Annotated in this window: 24 protein-coding genes, 1 tRNA gene and 1 pseudogene; 10 read left to right on the top strand and 16 right to left on the bottom strand. The window is 67.7% G+C overall.

Translation table 11 applies throughout. The annotated features are described in order from the left end of the window. The first annotated feature begins 33 nt into the window (after positions 1-33). Positions 34-110 (top strand) — tRNA-Val (locus FB476_RS07810). Positions 111-165: 55 nt separating this feature from the next. On the opposite strand, the gene arr is transcribed toward FB476_RS07810, so the two are convergent. From arr to FB476_RS07825, 4 genes and pseudogenes are all read right to left on the bottom strand, one after another. Continuing rightward, positions 166-600 carry an NAD(+)--rifampin ADP-ribosyltransferase gene (arr, locus tag FB476_RS17225; protein ID WP_238329744.1) on the bottom strand — a complete coding sequence of 145 codons (435 nt, stop codon included), beginning with the start codon at positions 598-600 and terminating at the stop codon, positions 166-168. A gap of 132 nt (positions 601-732) precedes the next feature. Continuing rightward, a pseudogene (locus FB476_RS17230) lies at positions 733-1,116 on the bottom strand (putative immunity protein); the annotation flags it as partial. A gap of 1 nt (position 1,117) precedes the next feature. Beyond that, the gene (locus tag FB476_RS07820) at positions 1,118-1,576 is read right to left on the bottom strand and encodes a GNAT family N-acetyltransferase (RefSeq protein WP_141818264.1); all 459 of its coding nucleotides are present in this window, start codon (positions 1,574-1,576) and stop codon (positions 1,118-1,120) included. Positions 1,577-1,650: 74 nt separating this feature from the next. Next, a complete protein-coding gene (locus tag FB476_RS07825) occupies positions 1,651-2,628 on the bottom strand; it encodes an NAD(P)/FAD-dependent oxidoreductase (RefSeq protein ID WP_141818265.1) in 978 nt (325 codons plus the stop codon). A gap of 59 nt (positions 2,629-2,687) precedes the next feature. On the opposite strand from FB476_RS07825, the gene FB476_RS07830 reads away from it, so the two are divergent. Then, positions 2,688-3,257 carry a helix-turn-helix domain-containing protein gene (locus FB476_RS07830; RefSeq protein WP_170233574.1) on the top strand — a complete coding sequence of 190 codons (570 nt, stop codon included), beginning with the start codon at positions 2,688-2,690 and terminating at the stop codon, positions 3,255-3,257. Between the two features lie 74 nt (positions 3,258-3,331). Next, entirely contained in the window at positions 3,332-3,943 is a 612-nt protein-coding gene (locus FB476_RS07835) for a P-loop nucleotide/nucleoside kinase family protein (RefSeq protein ID WP_141818267.1), read from the top strand. 18 nt (positions 3,944-3,961) lie between these two features. On the opposite strand, the gene FB476_RS07840 is transcribed toward FB476_RS07835, so the two are convergent. Both FB476_RS07840 and FB476_RS07845 read right to left on the bottom strand, forming a co-directional pair. Next, positions 3,962-5,128, bottom strand: coding sequence for a methyltransferase domain-containing protein (locus FB476_RS07840; RefSeq protein WP_337678358.1), 1,167 nt, complete (start codon positions 5,126-5,128; stop codon positions 3,962-3,964). A gap of 54 nt (positions 5,129-5,182) precedes the next feature. Further along, positions 5,183-6,112 (bottom strand): tyrosine-type recombinase/integrase, encoded by a 930-nt coding sequence (locus FB476_RS07845; protein WP_141818269.1) that lies wholly within the window; start codon positions 6,110-6,112, stop codon positions 5,183-5,185. A gap of 70 nt (positions 6,113-6,182) precedes the next feature. Between FB476_RS07845 and FB476_RS07850 the strand changes: the two genes are divergently transcribed. The 3 genes from FB476_RS07850 (at position 6,183) to FB476_RS07860 (ending at position 8,876) form a co-directional block, all read left to right on the top strand. Further along, on the top strand, positions 6,183-6,803 hold the full coding sequence (locus FB476_RS07850; RefSeq protein WP_141818270.1) for a hypothetical protein: 621 nt from the start codon (positions 6,183-6,185) through the stop codon (positions 6,801-6,803). Positions 6,804-7,034: 231 nt separating this feature from the next. Beyond that, positions 7,035-8,252, top strand: coding sequence for a hypothetical protein (locus tag FB476_RS07855; RefSeq protein ID WP_141818271.1), 1,218 nt, complete (start codon positions 7,035-7,037; stop codon positions 8,250-8,252). A 291-nt stretch (positions 8,253-8,543) separates the two neighbouring features. Continuing rightward, positions 8,544-8,876, top strand: coding sequence for a hypothetical protein (locus tag FB476_RS07860; RefSeq protein ID WP_141818272.1), 333 nt, complete (start codon positions 8,544-8,546; stop codon positions 8,874-8,876). A 117-nt stretch (positions 8,877-8,993) separates the two neighbouring features. On the opposite strand, the gene FB476_RS07865 is transcribed toward FB476_RS07860, so the two are convergent. Together FB476_RS07865 and FB476_RS07870 are read right to left on the bottom strand one after the other, a co-directional pair. Further along, entirely contained in the window at positions 8,994-9,320 is a 327-nt protein-coding gene (locus tag FB476_RS07865; RefSeq protein WP_022921232.1) for a type II toxin-antitoxin system PemK/MazF family toxin, read from the bottom strand. Then, a complete protein-coding gene (locus FB476_RS07870; protein WP_238329610.1) occupies positions 9,317-9,568 on the bottom strand; it encodes an antitoxin MazE-like protein in 252 nt (83 codons plus the stop codon). The genes FB476_RS07865 and FB476_RS07870 overlap by 4 nt, the downstream gene beginning before the upstream one ends. 336 nt (positions 9,569-9,904) lie before the next feature. On the opposite strand from FB476_RS07870, the gene FB476_RS16440 reads away from it, so the two are divergent. Next, positions 9,905-10,063: a hypothetical protein gene (locus tag FB476_RS16440; RefSeq protein WP_170233521.1), complete on the top strand. Its 159-nt coding sequence runs from the start codon at positions 9,905-9,907 to the stop codon at positions 10,061-10,063. A 164-nt stretch (positions 10,064-10,227) separates the two neighbouring features. Here FB476_RS16440 and FB476_RS07875 read toward each other — a convergent pair whose 3' ends face one another. The 5 genes from FB476_RS07875 to FB476_RS07895 form a co-directional block, all read right to left on the bottom strand. Then, entirely contained in the window at positions 10,228-10,647 is a 420-nt protein-coding gene (locus FB476_RS07875) for an HIT family protein (RefSeq protein ID WP_141818273.1), read from the bottom strand. 86 nt (positions 10,648-10,733) lie between these two features. Beyond that, on the bottom strand, positions 10,734-11,216 hold the full coding sequence (locus FB476_RS07880) for a nucleotidyltransferase domain-containing protein (protein ID WP_141818274.1): 483 nt from the start codon (positions 11,214-11,216) through the stop codon (positions 10,734-10,736). A 193-nt stretch (positions 11,217-11,409) separates the two neighbouring features. Beyond that, positions 11,410-12,309 carry an ACT domain-containing protein gene (locus tag FB476_RS07885; RefSeq protein WP_141818275.1) on the bottom strand — a complete coding sequence of 300 codons (900 nt, stop codon included), beginning with the start codon at positions 12,307-12,309 and terminating at the stop codon, positions 11,410-11,412. Positions 12,310-12,616: 307 nt separating this feature from the next. Next, positions 12,617-13,228 (bottom strand): GNAT family N-acetyltransferase, encoded by a 612-nt coding sequence (locus FB476_RS07890; RefSeq protein WP_141818276.1) that lies wholly within the window; start codon positions 13,226-13,228, stop codon positions 12,617-12,619. Continuing rightward, positions 13,179-13,460, bottom strand: coding sequence for a hypothetical protein (locus FB476_RS07895; protein ID WP_141818277.1), 282 nt, complete (start codon positions 13,458-13,460; stop codon positions 13,179-13,181). The genes FB476_RS07890 and FB476_RS07895 overlap by 50 nt, the downstream gene beginning before the upstream one ends. A 113-nt stretch (positions 13,461-13,573) precedes the next feature. Here FB476_RS07895 and FB476_RS07900 point away from each other — a divergent pair, with 113 nt between their 5' ends. Continuing rightward, positions 13,574-13,960 carry a hypothetical protein gene (locus FB476_RS07900; RefSeq protein WP_141818278.1) on the top strand — a complete coding sequence of 129 codons (387 nt, stop codon included), beginning with the start codon at positions 13,574-13,576 and terminating at the stop codon, positions 13,958-13,960. A gap of 187 nt (positions 13,961-14,147) precedes the next feature. On the opposite strand, the gene FB476_RS07905 is transcribed toward FB476_RS07900, so the two are convergent. Further along, positions 14,148-14,531: a DMP19 family protein gene (locus tag FB476_RS07905; protein ID WP_141818279.1), complete on the bottom strand. Its 384-nt coding sequence runs from the start codon at positions 14,529-14,531 to the stop codon at positions 14,148-14,150. 48 nt (positions 14,532-14,579) lie between these two features. Continuing rightward, positions 14,580-15,197 carry a hypothetical protein gene (locus tag FB476_RS07910; protein ID WP_141818280.1) on the bottom strand — a complete coding sequence of 206 codons (618 nt, stop codon included), beginning with the start codon at positions 15,195-15,197 and terminating at the stop codon, positions 14,580-14,582. Between the two features lie 95 nt (positions 15,198-15,292). Here FB476_RS07910 and FB476_RS07915 point away from each other — a divergent pair, with 95 nt between their 5' ends. Both FB476_RS07915 and FB476_RS07920 read left to right on the top strand, forming a co-directional pair. Then, a complete protein-coding gene (locus FB476_RS07915) occupies positions 15,293-15,967 on the top strand; it encodes a hypothetical protein (RefSeq protein WP_141818281.1) in 675 nt (224 codons plus the stop codon). Between the two features lie 356 nt (positions 15,968-16,323). Further along, positions 16,324-17,007, top strand: coding sequence for a DUF3885 domain-containing protein (locus FB476_RS07920; RefSeq protein WP_420359354.1), 684 nt, complete (start codon positions 16,324-16,326; stop codon positions 17,005-17,007). 199 nt (positions 17,008-17,206) lie between these two features. Here the strand turns inward: FB476_RS07920 and FB476_RS07925 are convergent, their stop codons facing one another. Further along, positions 17,207-17,575 carry a hypothetical protein gene (locus FB476_RS07925; RefSeq protein WP_141818283.1) on the bottom strand — a complete coding sequence of 123 codons (369 nt, stop codon included), beginning with the start codon at positions 17,573-17,575 and terminating at the stop codon, positions 17,207-17,209. Positions 17,576-17,677 lie beyond the last annotated feature (102 nt).

Consider the following 17,677-nt stretch of genomic DNA (forward strand, 5'->3'; position numbering starts at 1 on the left):
ACAGTATGTCCTCGCGCCCGCAGGGTGCACCGAGGACGTGTAGCTCAGTTGGTTAGAGCGTTCGCTTCACACGCGAGAGGTCAGGGGTTCGAGTCCCTTCACGTCCACCACCGATCACGGCCCGACCAGCGCACTGGCGGGCCGTTCGTCGTTCCCGGGCCCTGCTCAGTCGTCCATCGCCTCGATGCCCAGCTCCTTGAGCTCGGCGGCGTTCCGGCGGATGCGTTCGACGACCTCGGGGTCGGGGAGCGGGAACCCGCTGACCTCCTCGACGACCCGCACCGGCTCGGTGGTGCGGTAGGAGCGCGTGGGGTTGCCGGGGAACTTCTTGTCCGTGACGTTGGGGTCGTCGTAGATCGGGCCGAGCGGCTCGACCCGGTAGACCCGCGGCGGGCCGTCCCCCTGCGCGATCGCCGCCGCGAGCGGGGCGCCGTGCTCGGACGCCGTGAGGTAGACGTGCCGCGACCGCTTGCCCGAGCCGTAGTTGGTGCCCCACCCCGGCGTGAGCAGGTCGCTCGGGTGCAGGTCGGCCCGTGTGCCGTGGAAGAAGGGCCCCGGGTCCTCGGCAGGCCTGGGCTCCGGTGCGGGGTCGCGGATCATGCCGTCGAGCCGCTGCATGAGCCCGGCGACCCGCGTCCTGCCCGCAGGGGCGCGGGGGTAGCGCTCCAGCACCTCCCGGACGGCGGGCGTCACGAGCCTCGCGGCGCGGTGGAGCACGTACTCGGCCACGACCGGGTCGTCGCCGCGGGCGAGCTCGGCCGCGCGGGCGGCCTGGGCCGCCGCACCGAGGATGTGCCGCACCTGCGTCGCCTCGGCCAGCGGGTGCAGGTATGCCGCAGCCGCCGCGTCGCCGGCTGCCGTCGCCGCGTGCGAGGCGGCCTCCGTCGGTGCCTCCCGCGCGGCCCGGTGCGCGTCGACCGCCGCGGTGCGCTGGAGGTTCGAGCGCGGGGCACCCTCGGCGAAGAGCCGGGCCGCCTCCAGCGCTGCCGCCGGGCGTGGATCGTCGGGCAGGGCCCGCTCGGCGATCACGAGGGTCGGCGTCGCGCAGGCCAGGGCGTAGGCGACCACGGCGCGCAGCTCGTCGTCGGTCAGCTCGACGGCTCTGGATGGGGTCATCTCAGAGCTCCTTGGTCAGGAAGACGCTGTGGGGGTCCTCGCGGTAGGTCCCGAAGGGAGAGCAGTCGGTGAAACCGGCCTTTCGGTAGAGCGCCCGAGCCGGTGCGAAGAAGCCCATGCTGCCGGTCTCGAGGGAGACGCGACGGATGCCGCGGGCCTGAGCATCGGTCAGCAGGTGGGAGAGCATCCGCGCGGCGATGCCCTGCCCGCGCCGCCGGGGATCGGTCCGCATGCTCTTCAGCTCCTCGTGCCCGTCCTCCACACGGGCGAGCGCGCCGGTGCCGACGAGGACTTCGTCAACGCGCGCGACCCAGAGCCGGACGTCGGGCCCCTGCAGCTGACCGAGGTCGAGGGCGTGGCGGCTCTCCGCAGGTGCGGTCGGCGCCAGCTCGTCCAGGTGACCCTGGAGGAAGGCGGGCAGCTGCGGGTCGTCGAAGTCGGCGCGGGTGATGCTCAGCACCGGCACATCCTGCCTCCGCCCCGGCCCGGACCGCCAGGTGCCGGAGGCCAGGGCGCGATCCTGGGTGCGGTCGGTCAGCGCGGGCGCTCCAGGCGCCGGGCACGGTGATCGGCGACGGCGCGGGCGGCGTCCGCGGCGGCGAGGTCGGCGTTGATCCAGGCGCCCACGTGATTGCCGTGGGCGGCCGAGGCCATGAGGGTCATGGAGATGTCCGTGGCGTTGCCGGCCGCGAAGACGCCAGGCCTGGCCGTGGCGCCGTTGGGGTCGACCCGGACGACCGACCCGAACGTCAGACCATTCACCTCGAACGGCTCGGGCTCGATGCCGAGCGGGGCGAGGAAGTCCGCACGGGCGTGCGGCTGCGACGCGACCACGATGGCGTCCCGCTCGAGGACGGACCCGTCGGCAAGACGCAGCCCGACGAGCGCGTCCCCCTGGGTGATGACCTCCTGCGGGGTGCCTGTCACGATGCGCACGCCGATGGCCCTCATCTTCTCCAGCTCGGCCTCCGGCATCTCGACCCCGTCGTGCACGACCAGGACCACGTCGTCGGAGAGCTGGCGGAACAGCAGGCCCTGGTGGCTCGACATCGGCGTGGAACCGAGCACGGCGATCCTCTGGTCTCGCACCTCCCACCCGTGGCAGTAGGGACAGTGCAGGACGTCACGGCCCCATCGATCGGCGAGGCCGGGGACGTCGGGCAGCTCGTCGACGACGCCGCCGGTGACGAGGATGCGACGGGCGGTGACCCGGCTCCCACCGGCCGTGGTGACCACGAAGGAGTCCAGCTCGCCGCTCAGGTCGAGCACGCGGTCGTCGAGCACGTCGACGCCGTAGGTCGCCACCTCGTCCCGACCGATCTCGAGAAGTTCCGACGGGTTGACGCCTTCGCGACCCAGGTAGTTGTGGGCACCGCCGGCGGCGGCATTCCGGGGTTCGCCGGCGTCGATGACCAGCACCGAACGCCGTGACCGACACAGAGCCATCGCACCGCTGAGACCGGCGACACCACCACCGACCACCACGACGTCATACGCCTTGTCCTCGCTCATACGGGCATCGTGCGACCGGACCGGCCCACGAGTCAAACAATCTTGCTAAGGTGGCAAAGATGGGGAGTGTGGGAGATGACGACGTGCTCCGCCGTGTCGGTCCGCGACTGCGCCAGCTCCGCCTCGAGCGCGAGGCGACGCTCAGCGACCTGGCCGAGGAGACGGGGATCTCGATCAGCACGTTGTCGCGGCTGGAGTCGGGTCAGCGCAGGCCGACGCTGGAGCTGCTGCTGCCGCTGGCGCGTGCCTACCGGGTGGCCCTGGACGAGCTCGTCGACGCGCCCGAGACCGGGGATCCGCGGATCCGCTCGAAGCCGATCGTCCGTCACGGGCGCACCTTCATCTCCTTGACCCGGCGATCCGGCGGGCTCCAGTCGTTCAAGATCGTCATGCCGGTCGACGACGACCGGTCGCCGACGCTGCAGACCCACGAGGGCTACGAGTGGCTCTACGTGCTCAGTGGCAGGGTGCGTCTCCTCCTCGGCAACCGGGACCTCGCTCTCGAGGCGGGGGAGGTCGTCGAGTTCGACACCCGCACCCCGCACTGGGTCGGCAACCCGGGCCCGGCCCCGGCCGAGGTGCTGGCCATCTTCGGCCCCCAGGGCGAACGGATGCACGTCCGCTCCTGACGGCCGCGGCTCCGCCTCTGCCGTCCACGTCGTCATCGATCACCCCACGCGTCTGCGCGGGTCATGATGTCGTGATGGACAGGCACGGGGCCTCGACCGCCCGCCCAACCCTCTTCCTGACCGTGGGCCTGCCAGGGACGGGGAGGACCACGGCGGCCAGGGAGCTGGAGCAGGAGCATCGGGCCCTGCGGCTCACCAAGGACGAGTGGGTGAAGGCGCTCTACGGAGATGAGAACCTGCGCGAGGCCGGGGAGGTCATCGAGGGGAGGCTGATCGAGATCGCCCTGCGCGGGCTGGAGCTCGGGGTCGACGTGATCATCGACTTCGGCTTGGGGAGCCGCCACGAGCGCTCCGCCCTGCGGCAGGCGGCCGCCGACCGCGGTGCGGCAGTCGAAATGCACTACTTCGAGCTCGAGCCGGCCGAGCAACGGAGGCGGTTGGACCAACGGCAGGACGAAGCGCCCCGGATGAGCTGGATGATGTCGAACGGTGACCTGGCGTCGTGGGCGGCCATGATGCAGGTCCCCACGGCGGCTGAGCTCGACGGCACCGAACCGATCGACGCGCCGCCCATCGGCTTCACGAGCTGGGACGAGTGGCGTCGGCACCGGTGGCCACCGTCGCTCGCGAGAGGGCGACGTGGTGGGGCGGGCCGAGGTGATCGCTGCACACGCGATGCTCCGTGAGGTCTGCGGCCGGACCTTCTACATGCTCCCGCTGTGGACCGGGCGGACCTCGACGCCACCTACCTGGCTGACGACGGGGTTGGTGGCTGCGGTCGCCAGGGCGGAGTCGAGATCGGGTGCTTCGAGCACGTAGACCCCGGCGACCACGTGCGGCGTGTCGTAGTACGGCCCGACGGTGATGCCGTCCGCGCGGATCGACCTGGCCATACGACGAGGTGTGAAGGCCCAGGCCGCGGTCATCGACGCAGCGTTCGTGGGCGTCTCGGCATGCTGGTCGCACTCAGCGATCTCTGTCGATGTGGCTGCCGTGTCTCCGGGGGAGTGCGCCGAGTCGGGGCTGTAGATCAGGACGACGAACTGGGCCACGAGTGCTCCTTCTTGCGGGTGCTCTTCAGCCATCATCGTCGCGGCAGGCCGGGTGCACAGCCAGTCGGGTGCGCTATCGCAGGCCCAGGAGACGGGCCCCGATGGTGTCGTTGAGCCGCGTGGGCAGGACCGCGCTCTCCGCGGGATGGCGGACGCCATCCTCGAGCCGATATGGCCGGCCTTCAGGCGACGTTTGCGCCCCGATCGGCGGAGGAGTCCCTCGACGTCCTGGTGGAACTCCTGGTTCGCACCACGGGAGGTCAGTGGACGCTGACCAGCGCGCGGCGCCACGATCCCGCCCTGCGCGAGCGGTGTGGGCCTCGATGATGAGAGACCAAGCCGCCGAAACTTGTGCTCCCACAGTGATGCCGGTCGCAGGGTGATCTGCACGCGCATGGGATGACCGCCGTAGCCCTCCTGCTTGATGTGACTGGTGCTGCCGACGTGCCCGCCGAAGAGAAGGATGCCGCCGGGCACGAGGATGCGCACGAGTTCTTCCAGGGCGCTGTCGACACTGCCGTCCGGGAGATGGCGCAGCACGTACCAGCAGAGGACACCCTCGGCGCTGCCCGGTCGACATGGGGATGTCCACGATGGACCCCACCTCGAACCTGGCGCTAGGGACGTTCGCTCGAGCAAGTTCGACCAGGGCAGTGGACAGGTCGGCGGCAAGACATCAATGCCGAGGCTCTGCAGGTGATGTACCCACCAGCCAGGCCCACAGCCGACATCCACAACTGTGGCTGGCGCGGCTCCACCGCTGACGAGGGACCCTAGCGGCCAGGCGCGCCGGTGGGGGCCTGAAGAAGGGTCCGGGATCTGTCCGCCGACCTGCTGGGAGCCGCCGCTTGTCCTGGGCGAAACCGTCGTTCGTTAGGTGCCGGAGGCCATGTAAGCGGCGAGAATGTAGTTGGGGTGACGGTCGAGGTTCTTGCGTGCTCGGTCGTAGCGCATGGTGGTGCGGGGATCGGCGTGCCGGGCGGCGATCTGGACGTCGCGCAGGTCGACGCCGGCGTCGAGCATGGTGGTGACGAAGGTGTGCCGAAGCATGTGCGGGTGCATCCGGGGAAGGTTGATCCCGGCGTCGTCGGCCAGGTGGTGCAGGCGACGGGTCGCGGCATGCCGGTCCATCCGACCTCCCTGCTGGTTCCGCAGGATCGGCCCTTCCTCACGGAGGTCGACGGCGCGTTCGATCGCGCGCTGCACCGCCGGCGGCCGTGGTGTCAGGACGACCTTGCCGCCCTTGCCACGGACCTTCAGCACCCGGTGGCCGTGCTCCTCGCGCAGGTCCTGGATGTTCGCGCCGCACGCCTCGAAGATCCGTAGTCCGAGAAGGCCGAGCATGGTGACCAGGGCGAAGTCGTTGATGTTGACGCTGGCCCGCGCCGCCTGCAGCATCGCCTCGAACTGCAGGTGGGACAGGCCGAGGGTGGGTGATTCGGGTGGAACGTGCGGGCGGCGGACGTGGTCTGCCGGGGAGGCGGTCAGGACACCGTCGATGACGGCCGTGCGGTAGAAGCCGATCACCACCGACAGCCGCCGCGAGATCGTGGACGGCTTGTATCGGCGGTTCTCCTGCATCCACCGCACGTACAGCTCGACGTGCACCCGGTGGGCGGCGAGCGGGTCGAGGTGTCGTGCGGTGCACCAGGCCAGGAAGGCGCGCAGGTCTGATTCGGTGTGGGTGCGCGTCTGCCCGGTGTAACGGGCAAGGTGCGCGGCCATCGCCTGGCGTAGCGCAGTAACGGAGGGGTCATCGGTCGATATTGGGACGAGGGCGGCGGTGATCTGGAAGTTGTTCATGAACCATCCTGACCCGCAGATGATCGATGCGAACTAGAGCCGGCCGCCGCGCGGCAAACAGGATGTGCGGATGGTGTGGAACGCTGGCGGCTGGGTCGGCGTCTCAGATGGAGGCGACGTTCACCTGGAGCAGACGATGCAGATCCATACCGTCACTGGGAGCCTGCTTGGCCTTGCCCTGATCCTGGCGGCCTGTAGCAGCGATGCGGAGAGCACCGCGAGCCGTCAAAGCTCCGATAGATCTGCTGTCGCCTCCGCTGGCAGCGAGCCCGCACCGGACAACGAAGGCAGTCCGCTGCCAGATGGCGGCGCAGTCTCTTGCGTCGAGTCGTATTCGCTCGAGACACTTCAGAACCGCGCCTTCGCTTTCGATGGGACCGTCGTCCGCATGGGTCCGTCTGTTTCCGACCGGGGTGACGACGGTGACCTGGACCTGGCGGGCATCACGTTCGACGTCCGCGAGTGGTTCGTGGGCGGTGACGCGGATGAGGTCATTGTCGACCTGCAAAGCGTCGGCGAGCCGACCGCGGAGGAAGCTATGCCCGTCCAGGTTGGGACGCGTCTGCTTGTGAGCGGTGAACCTCGTTGGGAAGGCGCCCCGCTGGACTCACCGATCGCATGGGGTTGTGGCTTCAGCCGGTACTACGACGAGCAAACCGCCACGGCGTGGCGCGAGAGCACGACAAAGTAGGAAATCGGGACCGGCGGCAATGGGAGCGTCTCGTGGCGTCGAGCGTGCAGACTGCTCTTGGAGGTGAGGGGCTTGCAAAGGTCATGGCGTAACCCTTGGCCCGGTCGGGTACCGGTGGGCGCCGTCATAGCGGCATTGCTCTTGGCAGCGTGCGGGACGGTCGGCGGGAGTTCCGGTGGCGCAGATGGGGCGTCATCAGGGGGCGTAGCCGGGTTCCCGTCGTGCGCGGACGTGCCGCAGATCCGCGCGGATGAGGCCCTGTACCGCGACGAGCCGGTGTACGGCAACGCCGAGGAGCTGCTCAGCGAGGTGCACGCGTGGGCGGTCGAGCAACCCGGGTTCGTCGAGCTGGGCCTGGACCGGGAACGCAACGGGTGGATCACTGTGTGGGTCAAGGACGCCGACTTGGACGCGCTGCAGCAGGAGGTCAGCCAGAGGTGGCCGGGGGAGGGAATCGTGGTGGTGGAGGTGCCCTGGACCGCCGGGGAGCTCGAGGCCGTGCTGAACGAGGTGGACGCCGCGCTGCGGGAGGCCGGTGTTCGCAGCGGCGGGTCCGCGCTCTCCCCGCACGGCGGTGTGGTCGAGATCCACCTCGGGGTGATCACCCCCGAGGCCGAGGCGGTGCTCGCCGGCTTCACCGGCCGACCCTTGTGCGTGGACGGGATCCCTGAGGATCAGGCGCCTGCGCAGAGGAGCCAGCCGACGGCCGGGGAAGGGTGGCGTCTGCTGGGTGAGGGGTTGACCGGTGAGCCTTACCGGACGTCGGTGGCCACCACCGACGACCAGCTGCAGGACCTGTGGGAGGCCGCGGGACTGGAGGGGGAGGCGCCGCGGGTGGACTGGGACGGCGAGATCGCGGTGTGGTTCGGCGCGGTCTACGGCTCGGGCTGCCCCGTGCGGATGGACGGTGTCCTCGTCGAGGGTGACCTGCTCTACGCCGATCTCGTCGTCCCCGGTGAGGTGTACGGCTGCAATGCCGATGCCAACCCGCACGCCTTCGTGGTCGCGGTTTCCAGGGCTGTCCTGCCCGAAGGCCCGTTCAGGGTGCAGCTGGAGGCGCGTGACCCCTACCCGGGGGCACCGGAGGAACGCACCGTCGTCGATGTGGACCTGACAGAGCAGGGCAGCACTGCCACCAACGAGCAGGTGCACGCAGACGCGTCACTGGCGGTGCCCCTTGAGCCAGCCCTGGTCACCGACGGAGACGATCTGCCGAACGACCAGCCGGTGCGCTACATCTACCGTGACGATCCGGACTGCGACACCCCTCTTCTGGGTCCGCTCGACGGATCCATCTGGCGACTGGCCGACGAGGAGGCAGCCTGGGACGCCCAGGACGGAGATGAGCTCACGCTCCACCCTCTGGGCGGATCTGACAGAGAGATCGTCGCCTCCGCCCCACAGATGGACTGGCTATTCGTACGCCTGCCGGAAGCCACTTGTCCTTAACAGCTCAGCTATGTATGCGGCAAATCCGGAGGTTTGACGCGCGCGTTGACAGCGTGTGCCCAGAGGAGGACTCTGGCAGGGAGGGACGCTGCTCCCGCGTGTGTCTCCGCGTCGACGAGAGGCCAGACCCTGAAGCGTGACAGGGGCGTCGTCTGGCTTGCGCCCCCTCCACCTCCCCGCGTGCTCAAAGCGATGAACATTGTTGCGAGACCGCTGTTGAGGTCCCGCCTCGGGAAGCGCTTCCCGGGTGTCATGCTGCTGCAGTTCCAAGGCCGGCGGACGGGACGGGGCATGAGTATCCCCGTCAATTTCAATCTGGTCGACGGCGTTCCGATGGCCTTCACCGACGCAGTGTGGCGGCACAACTTCACCTCCACTATCCCGGTGACGGTGATCCACGCGGGTGAGGTGTACGTGACCACCGGCACGTTGGTGCCGAAGAGCCCTACTGAGATGGGCGAGGCCGTGCGGAAGTCTTTGGACACGGGCGGTTCAGCGTCGCGCATGGGAACCAGGACGGCCGGTGATCATGAACCGACGGCCACCGAGCTCGCCAACCTGGGGCCGGAGCTCGGTAGCTGCGCGATCGAGTTTGCGTTTCGACCGTCGTCGGCAGCCGCCTAAGCCAGTACCGCCTGGCGCCTCCGCGACGGCGACTCGTCAGCTTGCCACCTGCGGCAATAGCGTGCGACCACGCTCCTGGCGGCAAATGCGGACGTCCGCAGTGGTCTCGCTCCTCAGCTACCTAGCCAGGCCGAGGAAAGCCATCAGGGCGCGCTCGACCTCCACGAGACTCTCAGGCGCCAGGCGGCCAACGCGCGTACCGACGTTCTCGCGGCGGACTGTGGTGACCTTGTCGATCATGACCTGGCTGTCGTGCTGAAGACCGGTGAGATCATCGGCGGCGACGCGTACGCGAAGCAGAGGGGCGTCGACCAGGGTCGTCGTCAGGGGCGCCACGGTCACCGAGGCAGTGCCCTCGAAGAGGTCGTCCTGCACGATCAGCGCGGGCCTCGGCTTGGAGGCGTAGACACCCCCGGCGACGGTCCACAGCTCGCCGCGCCTCACTCCTCGTCCCAGGGGGAGGTGACGGCTTCGACGAACTCCTGGTCATCGGACTGCTCGTCCGCCCTGGCGACCAGGGCCGCCTGACGTTCCGCTTCCAGTGCAAAGCGCTCGCTACGCACGTCCGGCACCCAGATCTGCACAGGTCGAAGGCCGCGTGCGCGCATCCTGCGCCGGTACTCGCTGACTCGATGCTTTACCGTCATACCCACCACGTTACATGTAACGAAGGTGCGGCGGAAGGGGTTCATGGCCCCAACCACGCCCGAAGACTCGGGTCCCCAGCGCAACCGCCGAGCGACCAGCGGCAGGAGCGGATGCGGCATCCTAAGGGTGTGACTGAGCCGAGGCCGACGCCATCAGGTGCTGAGCGTCAGCGGCGCTCCCTGGAACGTAGTGCTTTGGCCGTTGGTCTGGGAGGGGTCGCCGCCTTCCAGGTTGCGCTTGCAGCCGGGGTCCCCTGGGGCCGTGCTAGTTACGGCGGCGCTCACCCCGGCGTCCTGCCTAGCCGCCTCAGGGTCGTGAGCGCAGGCGCGGCGCTTCTCTATAGCGGGCTCTCTGTCGTGGTCGGGAGCCGTCGCACTCCGGTGAAGATGCGCCGCCACGTGCTGACCGGCGTCACCACCCTGATGGGCGTTGGCACCGTCATGAACGGCATCTCGCCGTCCTGGCCCGAGCGGGCCATCTGGACTCCCACGACTGCCGTGCTGACGGCACTGGCCTGGCGAGCACGCAGGGACTTCTGAACAGGGTCGTCCTCCGTGCGGCAAGAGCGTGCGTGTGGCGGCGCACCACCGGGGTCTACTTGCAGCCCTTCTCTTACCCCTAAGGGAAGACCCGTGTGGTCCCTTACCGACTGCTCGGCCGCTGGCTCAATGTAGCTGGAAGCGGCCCAGCTGCGGAGGGTTCGTCAGTCCTCGGCAAGCGAGGCCGCGACGCGGTCGAGCTCGTCCCGGCTTACGCGCGTACCCGGCAACTCGATCACGACAGCGTCATCGCCCTGCCGTGGAACAACGTGCATGTGGACGTGAGAAACATCCTGCTCGGCCTCTGCACCATCGGACAGGTGCAGATTCACCGCTGGTGCGTGCTTTGCCTTAACTCTCCGCGCGATCAACCGCGTCATTCTCCACAGGGCGGCGCCCTCGACAGGGCTGAGGTCATCCAAAGAGGGAACATGTCGGCGGGGCACGATGAGCACGTGCCCAGGGGCAACGGGGTATGCGTCCATGAAAGCCACAGTCAGCTCGTCGCTCACGGCGACACTCGCCTCCCCACGGTGGTTCGAAATGTCGCAGAACGAACATGCAGGCGGCGCACTCGGAGACATGGATGCACTCTACGAGCGGCGGTCCATGGTCGCGATCACAGCGGCATGGTTGGACGCTACGCGATCACAGCGGCAGAACAGGATGCCTACAGTTCGTCGAGGACAGCGAGGTCGTGGAGGTCCACGGCGCGCGGGGGATAGCCACTTCGAAGCTCTCGGGCTCGCTCCGCGCTGGCCACGACGACCGCTTGGCCGTCTATGAAGCCCGTGACTCTCTGCTCAGAAGGGTGGAGGTACACCTCGCCGTCCAGACCTTCCTGAACCCCGTTGCCGGCCGGGTCCAAGCGCATTGCGTGGACGTCTACTTGCCCTGAGGGACTCGATAGCTGCACGCGGACTGGTCGCCAATCCTCGGTGACCCGATAGCCGCGGGAGGTGAGCCAGGCCATGAACTCGGCCTCCTGATCTTCGTCGATGAACACGTCGAGATCTTGATGGGGGCGAGTCTGTCGTCCCACCAGCGCATCGACACCCCATCCGCCGTTGACCTGATAGACCACACCATTGGCGTCAAGCCAGGCGACGATCTGCACCACCTCGGCGGCGGTCATCTGGGAGGAGAGCTCCATGGGTGAAGTCTCTCCCGTGTGGGTCCAGCGGGACCTTGCGACCGGCGGCAGAAGCGGATACGCAGTCGCGGGCCCCCGAATGGAGGCCAGTTCCCCACGGCGCATGAGCAAGCGTCCGTGGTGGACCGGGGCGGTGTGTGCTTCCACGGTTGGGCCGAGGCGGACACCACCACACGAAGCGGCCGCGCGACAACTACTGAAGTCCCGCACTAGTTCTGCGTGATGTTGACCGCGGGGAGGAGGTGGACCGAAGACGCAGGGTCGACAAGTGCGCTTGCTCCGCGAGCTCGGCAAGGCGGTGCGCCCGGGCCGACTCTGCCGGGGTGAACGGTACTCCCGGCCGAGAGAAGACGAACGCGCCTTGCCACGGTGAAGGAATCTTGAGCATCGTTGCCTCCTCCAGCGGCAGGGGGCCAGGTCCAGGTGTCGTGATCGAGGTGGTGACTATCTCGGCTCCCAGCAGCTCGGCCACTGCCCATGCCAGCTCCGAGGGATCCGCAGCAACTCTGATTGACAGGTTGAGGGCCTTGGTCTGGCCATCGGCCAGCGCGAGAGCAGTGGTCGGCCACACGAGGGTGTCGACGCCACCGGCGGCGGTTGCTGCGTCGACGAGGTCCTCGGCGTTGACCTCGTCCGAGGTTGCGACGGTCAGCTCATCCAAGGCGCCGCCAGCGACAGGGTGCACCTGTAGGTCGAGGATGTTCGCGTTGAGCGCTTCCAGTCGCTCCGCCAGTGCCTGCAGTGCGCCGGGCTCGTCGCTGATCCGGGTCCTTAGCCGCCAGAGTTTGTCGGCCGACTCGAGGCGGCGTCGATGGAGGAGCTGGGGCGCGTGCAACCACGCTTGCAGGAGGCGCATGATTGACGGTTCGGTCACCCATACGACCAGGACGGTCGCTAGAACCGTCAGCAGGACGACCTTGCCCAGGTACGGAAGATCGCTGCGGAGCACGACGGCGTGCACGGCCAGTTCGATGGGGAGGATTGCAGCTACGTTCGCGAAGGTGAGCCGGGACTTGGCCGGATGGGGGAGGTGGCCGCACAGTTCACAGTGGAGATCTGCGGTGGGCGCGGGTCGAGCCGGGTGATCGGTCATGACTCACCTTCTCTCCCGCGCGTTTCACTCTCGTTACGACGCCGTGGCTGGCTTGTTGCACCTCCGCAACAGTCCGGAGAAGACGCCCGGGCGTCTTTGCGGGGCGGTAGCGGTACTCGCGGGCAACCCGAACGATCCTTCCTTAGCCTCGTTGGTGAAGCGAAGGAGCCCAAGGCGATGTGCAGTTCGACGCAACGGCGCCGAACCAGCAAAGCCCGCACAGCGGCAGTAGCGTGCGGCCACGCTCAGTGCGGCAAAGTTGGACGAGCATAGCCGTCCTCCACGCGGCAGTAGCGGATGCTCCCTGTTACTCCGCAGCGATGGCGAACTGGCGGTAACGGCTGGCGCGGCCGAGGTGAGTGTCCATGTCGCCCCAGCCAGTCTCCGTCATGCCTACTCTTTGAAGGATGCGAATCGAGGCGCGGTTCGCCTCCAGCGCTTCCGCACAGATCTCCTTGAGCCCGAGCACCTGGAACCCGTATCTGATCCCCACGGTGGCAACCGCCATGCCCAGTCCCTGGCCCCAGATTTCGCGAGGTCCGACTAGAAAACCTAGTTCGCGGCGGTGCGGGTCGTTGCCGTGGAGGTCGACGTAGCCCACCAGGCGCCCGTCCTGGACGGCGGCCAGTCGCAGCAGGTCAGTAGGTGAATCCGCGATCAGGCGGCGCTGGAACTCTCGGTGCTGTTCCACCGGTTGGATTCTCCAGCCGGCCGCTCGACAGAAGTCCTCGTCCCGAGACCAGCCGGCGATCGCGTCTGCGTCCGCCGCGCCCAGCTCACGGAGTACCACCTTCGACTCAAGGAGCGTCAAGTCATGCCCCCATGAATCGAAAGAACATGAGCGACGTCTCGCTTTCCGACTTTGGGGATCATCGTCGGGGCGCGCCACGCCCCCACCAATCGACCGCAGGCTTGTCACGGGTGATCAGGGACGCGGTGAGTTCGACCGGCCCGAGGTTGCAGAACTTCCACAACTCCTTCGCCGCGCGCGAGTACTGAAACAGAACCTGGTCGACCCCGAAGGCGTCCATCTGGCCCGACCGGAAATCGTCGATCGCCTGACCGACCCGCTCCACGAGTTTGGCCAGCTCAGTCTCGTGATAGGCAGCCACGGCCTCCTGCGCAGCCGGCCGCTCCGCTTTGCTCGACACGCTATAAGGCTACCGTCGATGGGCCGCCGCCTTGGCCGATCGCCAAGGAAGTCCCGGTCGCGAGTCGCGGCACGGCTGAACGTGGGAGGTCCGCGGACCGCTATGGTCGGTGGATGAGCGGTACGGCTCACCGCAATTGCGGCATGCGGAGTCTGCTGGTCTGGCTCGCCGCGGGCAGCGTCATCACGTTCTATGGCCTGTCCGTCATGACCGTGGGTCTCCCGGTTCTCGCGATAGCGATTGTGGCTGCCGCCTTGGCAAACTGGAAATGGGACCTGCCCTGGTTGCTCGCGGGCGTCTCCCTTCCGCTACTTTGGGTCGCCTCGAGGAACCGTGGCGGGCCAGGCGAGAGATGCGTCACGACTCCGACCATGTCCGGCTGCGGGGAACTCCTCGACCCCGTGCCGTGGCTGCTCTCTGCAGTGGCGCTTCTTACGGCCGCCGCCGGCTTTCTGGCGTATGGCCGCATACGCCGGCCGGCGCTCCAGTCCGTGAGCTGACGACCAGCGGCAGAAGCGTGCGGGGGCGTCGCCTCTGCCGTGCAGCCCCGGCGTGTGGCAGGCGTCGATAGCTGTAAGCACTCCACTAGGCCTCGGGCGCGACCTTCCGCAGCGCCGAGGCTGCCTCTCCCTGACCAGGCGGCTATGGTTCCACCGCGCCTGGCCGCTCGCTGGGTAGCAGCTGGTCTCACCCGAGAGGAGCGAAGTCCTCTGGATCGGTGGCCAACTTGTCCTCGAGCGCCCCGGACAGGTCTTCGCCGTCGACGGGGTACCGCGGATCCAGAGTTAGCTCCAGCTCCTCAAGCACGGAGTCGTTCGCATCACGGAGGCGGTCACGCGCGTCGACAACAAGGGCAGCAGTCCGCGTCAGACCAAAGTACTGTAACCCGCTGACGACATGGGCCAACGGGAATTCTTCATCTTCGAGGTGAGACTCGACCGCCGAGAGGAGTCCCCCGTTCTCGGCGCTACCGTCGAACGTGACCGCGGTACGCAGGTGCCGATCTCCGGGTCGGGTCAGGTCGACGCCGTACTCCAGGGCCCGGTTCCAGATCGCATTTGCATGACTCATGGCCGGATCATACGCACCGAGTGCGGCAATAGCGGACGCGGCTTGGTGTCAAGGTGATGGGTGCCCCTCACGGCGGTCCGGATGCGGCGCAGCATCGTCCCCCAGCGCCCGACCCCTCACCACCGGCTGCGCCCGCGCCGCGGTCTCGTCTGCCCGTCGGGCGCGCTCGACGTGGTTGACGTGCAGTTGCACCACCGGGTGCTCGTGGAACCGACCTTCCAACACAGGTCCGCCGTGGAGGTACATGTCGATGGAGCGACCACCCGTCTGCCAATAGGCGGCAAAGCGGTAATCCTCGCCCTCGCGCCGTATCTCGTCCATCGGCTCACCGGCCATTTCGACAAAACGGGCGCGCAACTCCTCCGCCAGCTCGGGCACGACGTCCTCCGGCAGGCCGTGCCACAGGAACCAGCTGACCCCGACGAACTCGTTCTCAAAGACGTGCCAACCCACCCCGGGCCACGGGGCGCCTGGGTCGCCGCTGTGCCAAGACTCGCTCCCGTGCTCTTCCCGCAACCGTTCGGCACCCTCTGTCGCAATGCCGTGTCGCTCGAACCACGCGCTCCGCTCGCTCTGCGTCGTCGGCCATTCCGAGTCGACCAGCTCGCCCACAAGCCTGGCGATCTCCTCAACCGACGGCACGACCTGCCCCCCGTTCTCGCCCATGACCGGCAGCGTAGGCCCGCGCGCCGACAGGCGCACGCAGGCCGGGGGTGTATTCGTCCGCTCTGGATCTGGTCCGGCACTAAGACCGGACCGCCATGAGCGACCTTGCCTTACCACCAAAGAACTCGCCTGCGACCGGGGCAATGAGTGCTCAAGACGCTCCTGGCCGTCGCTTTCCCAACATTCCGACTCTCATGATGAGCGATCAGCGGCATTTCCGGACGTTTCTGGCGTTCACGTTGGAACAAGGTGAGTTCGTCACGCGTCGGACCTTCATGATCGTGACCAGGGTTTGCCTCGCTGCGACCACGTCGGTGGCGGTGCTGTTGCTCGGGGGCTGCGGTGACGTGTCGGGGGATGTACCCCTAGGTGGTTCCGCCGCACCTGAAACGGTGGTGCAGGTCTATAAGGACGTCGAGTTCTACCCGGCCTGTGGCAACGAGGTGCTCGACTTGGACGGCACCACCTGGTACCAGCTCCTCCCGGAAGAGCAGCGTGCACTGCGTGAGGACCCTGGCGATGAGAACTCATTGGGTCCGGCATCGCCCGACCCGTTCACGACGGTCCAAAGTTTCGCGCCCCTGTCCCAGGGGCCGAAGATCACGCTGATACGCGGCATCAATGTGCCGGCTGTCGTTGCACCCGGGCCGGGCGACGACATAGGCGACGTGACTGTCTTCGCCGACGGACTCGCTCTCTTCGAGTCCGACAGCGGAGACCTGACCACGTGGCTCACCCGGGAGCAACGCACCTACAACTGGGTCTGCTGACCGACCTCAGGTCGACAAAGGGAACATGGGCATCACGGAGCACCCGCACAGGAGGCGGCAAAGTCGGACGAGCGTAGCCGTCCTCCACGCGGCAGAAGCGGATACTTCTCCTCACGTCGTCGTCCTCCTAGGCTGACCGGGTGCCGATCTCCCTCAAGTACGCGGTCGTAGAGCGGGAACGCCGTTACCTGCTGGCAAGCGTCCCTCGGGCGTTGCGAGCAGCGTAGAGGTCGTTGACCACTGTGTGCTCGGAACGCCGGCTCGGAATCACCCGCGCAATCAGCACCGCTGAATCGCTCTCCTCTCCGCGCGACCATGGCCTGAGCGGGTCGGCGCTCTTCGGTAATGTTCGGAAGATGACGTGGCCGAGTGGAGCTCGGTTGACTGGGGTCGCGGATTGGGTTGACACTCGGTGGCGCTGGGCCAACCAGCGATTGGGAGCACAGGGGTGGAAGGTGCAATTCACGGAGCCCGAGGACAGCGAACGAGCGAAATTGTTGACGAGGTCCTGGGATCTTCATTGGCCTGACAGCGAGCCGTTGGGGTGGGTGTTGCGCCAGAACTGGCCCGACCGTTGGGTCCGCTTCCACAGCTTGCCCGGTTCGAAGCGCTACGCCGACACCGAGGACGAGAGGGCTGAGATCCTGCGCCGTCATCGGACCGTCCTCGCCGACCTGCACGGGTCCGACGCGGCAGATTTGCTGGTCATCAGCACCCAATGGGGGATCCCAGCGCCGAACCACGCACCGTTCGACCCCGACGGTGCGTGGCCGTGGAGGATCGTGCTGAACCCGCTGGACCGCGAGGCCGGGCCCATCTACTGCTGGGTGCAGTCCGAGGTGGACGAGCAGGCGCTCAACGCGATTCTGCTGAACGCCGCCGACGACAAGGGCCAGTTCGTCATCGCCGATAAGGGGCTGTCCTGGCTCTACTGCCCCTACGACGGCGGCGCGGACGTGCTCGTGGGGGGACCGGAGGAACGCGACTCGTTGCGCGACCGCTACTCCGACTGGCTCTCCGCGCTCGAGAGCGGCCTCTAGCCGAGACCCGAGGGGACGACTTCCCAAAATCCGACTCTCGGGGCGAGCGACTCGCGGCACGATTGGACGCGCCGCAGGCTAGCGTCCTCAGCGCGGCATGAGCGTAAGCATCTTGCGGAGCGTCCAGTCAGGCGTCGACTGCCTGCACGGCGCCGCCCTCACGTGTGATGCCTTCCGTCGCCACCCGGCGGCAGGAGACCTACGACTCTTGATCGAGTGGTAGGAGCAGCAAGACGACGAAGCTGCAGGCCGTGATGAGCAAGAACGCCAAGACAACCGGGTTGAGGCCGTCAACGATGAGACCGGAGACGACGGTGGCGAAGGCGGCGACTGGAGTCAGGATCGCAGTGAGCAGAAAGACGGAGCGCCGTTTCGGACTCCAAGTGTCCTTCGCAGGAGTTGGCAGCGTCGCCCATGGATTGCCGTACAGGCGCCCGCCCGCAAGCGTGAGAAGCAGGGCGAGCACGGAGCCAAGCAACCGTGCGGTCATCCCCTCAAACGCGAAAGCGGCCGAGACGAAGACCAAGCCGCCAACCGCCATCAGGCAAGCCCCCAGGACCGGCCGCATTCGAATCCTCCCATTCTGCGCCCCGCTACCACGCCGACAGGTGACCGCCTCTGCCGCGCGATGCTCCACATGCGACGGCAGACGTCGTACCGCAAACCCTAG

The sequence above is a fragment of the Ornithinimicrobium humiphilum genome (assembly GCF_006716885.1).
In the GTDB taxonomy this organism is placed as follows: domain Bacteria; phylum Actinomycetota; class Actinomycetes; order Actinomycetales; family Dermatophilaceae; genus Ornithinicoccus; species Ornithinicoccus humiphilus.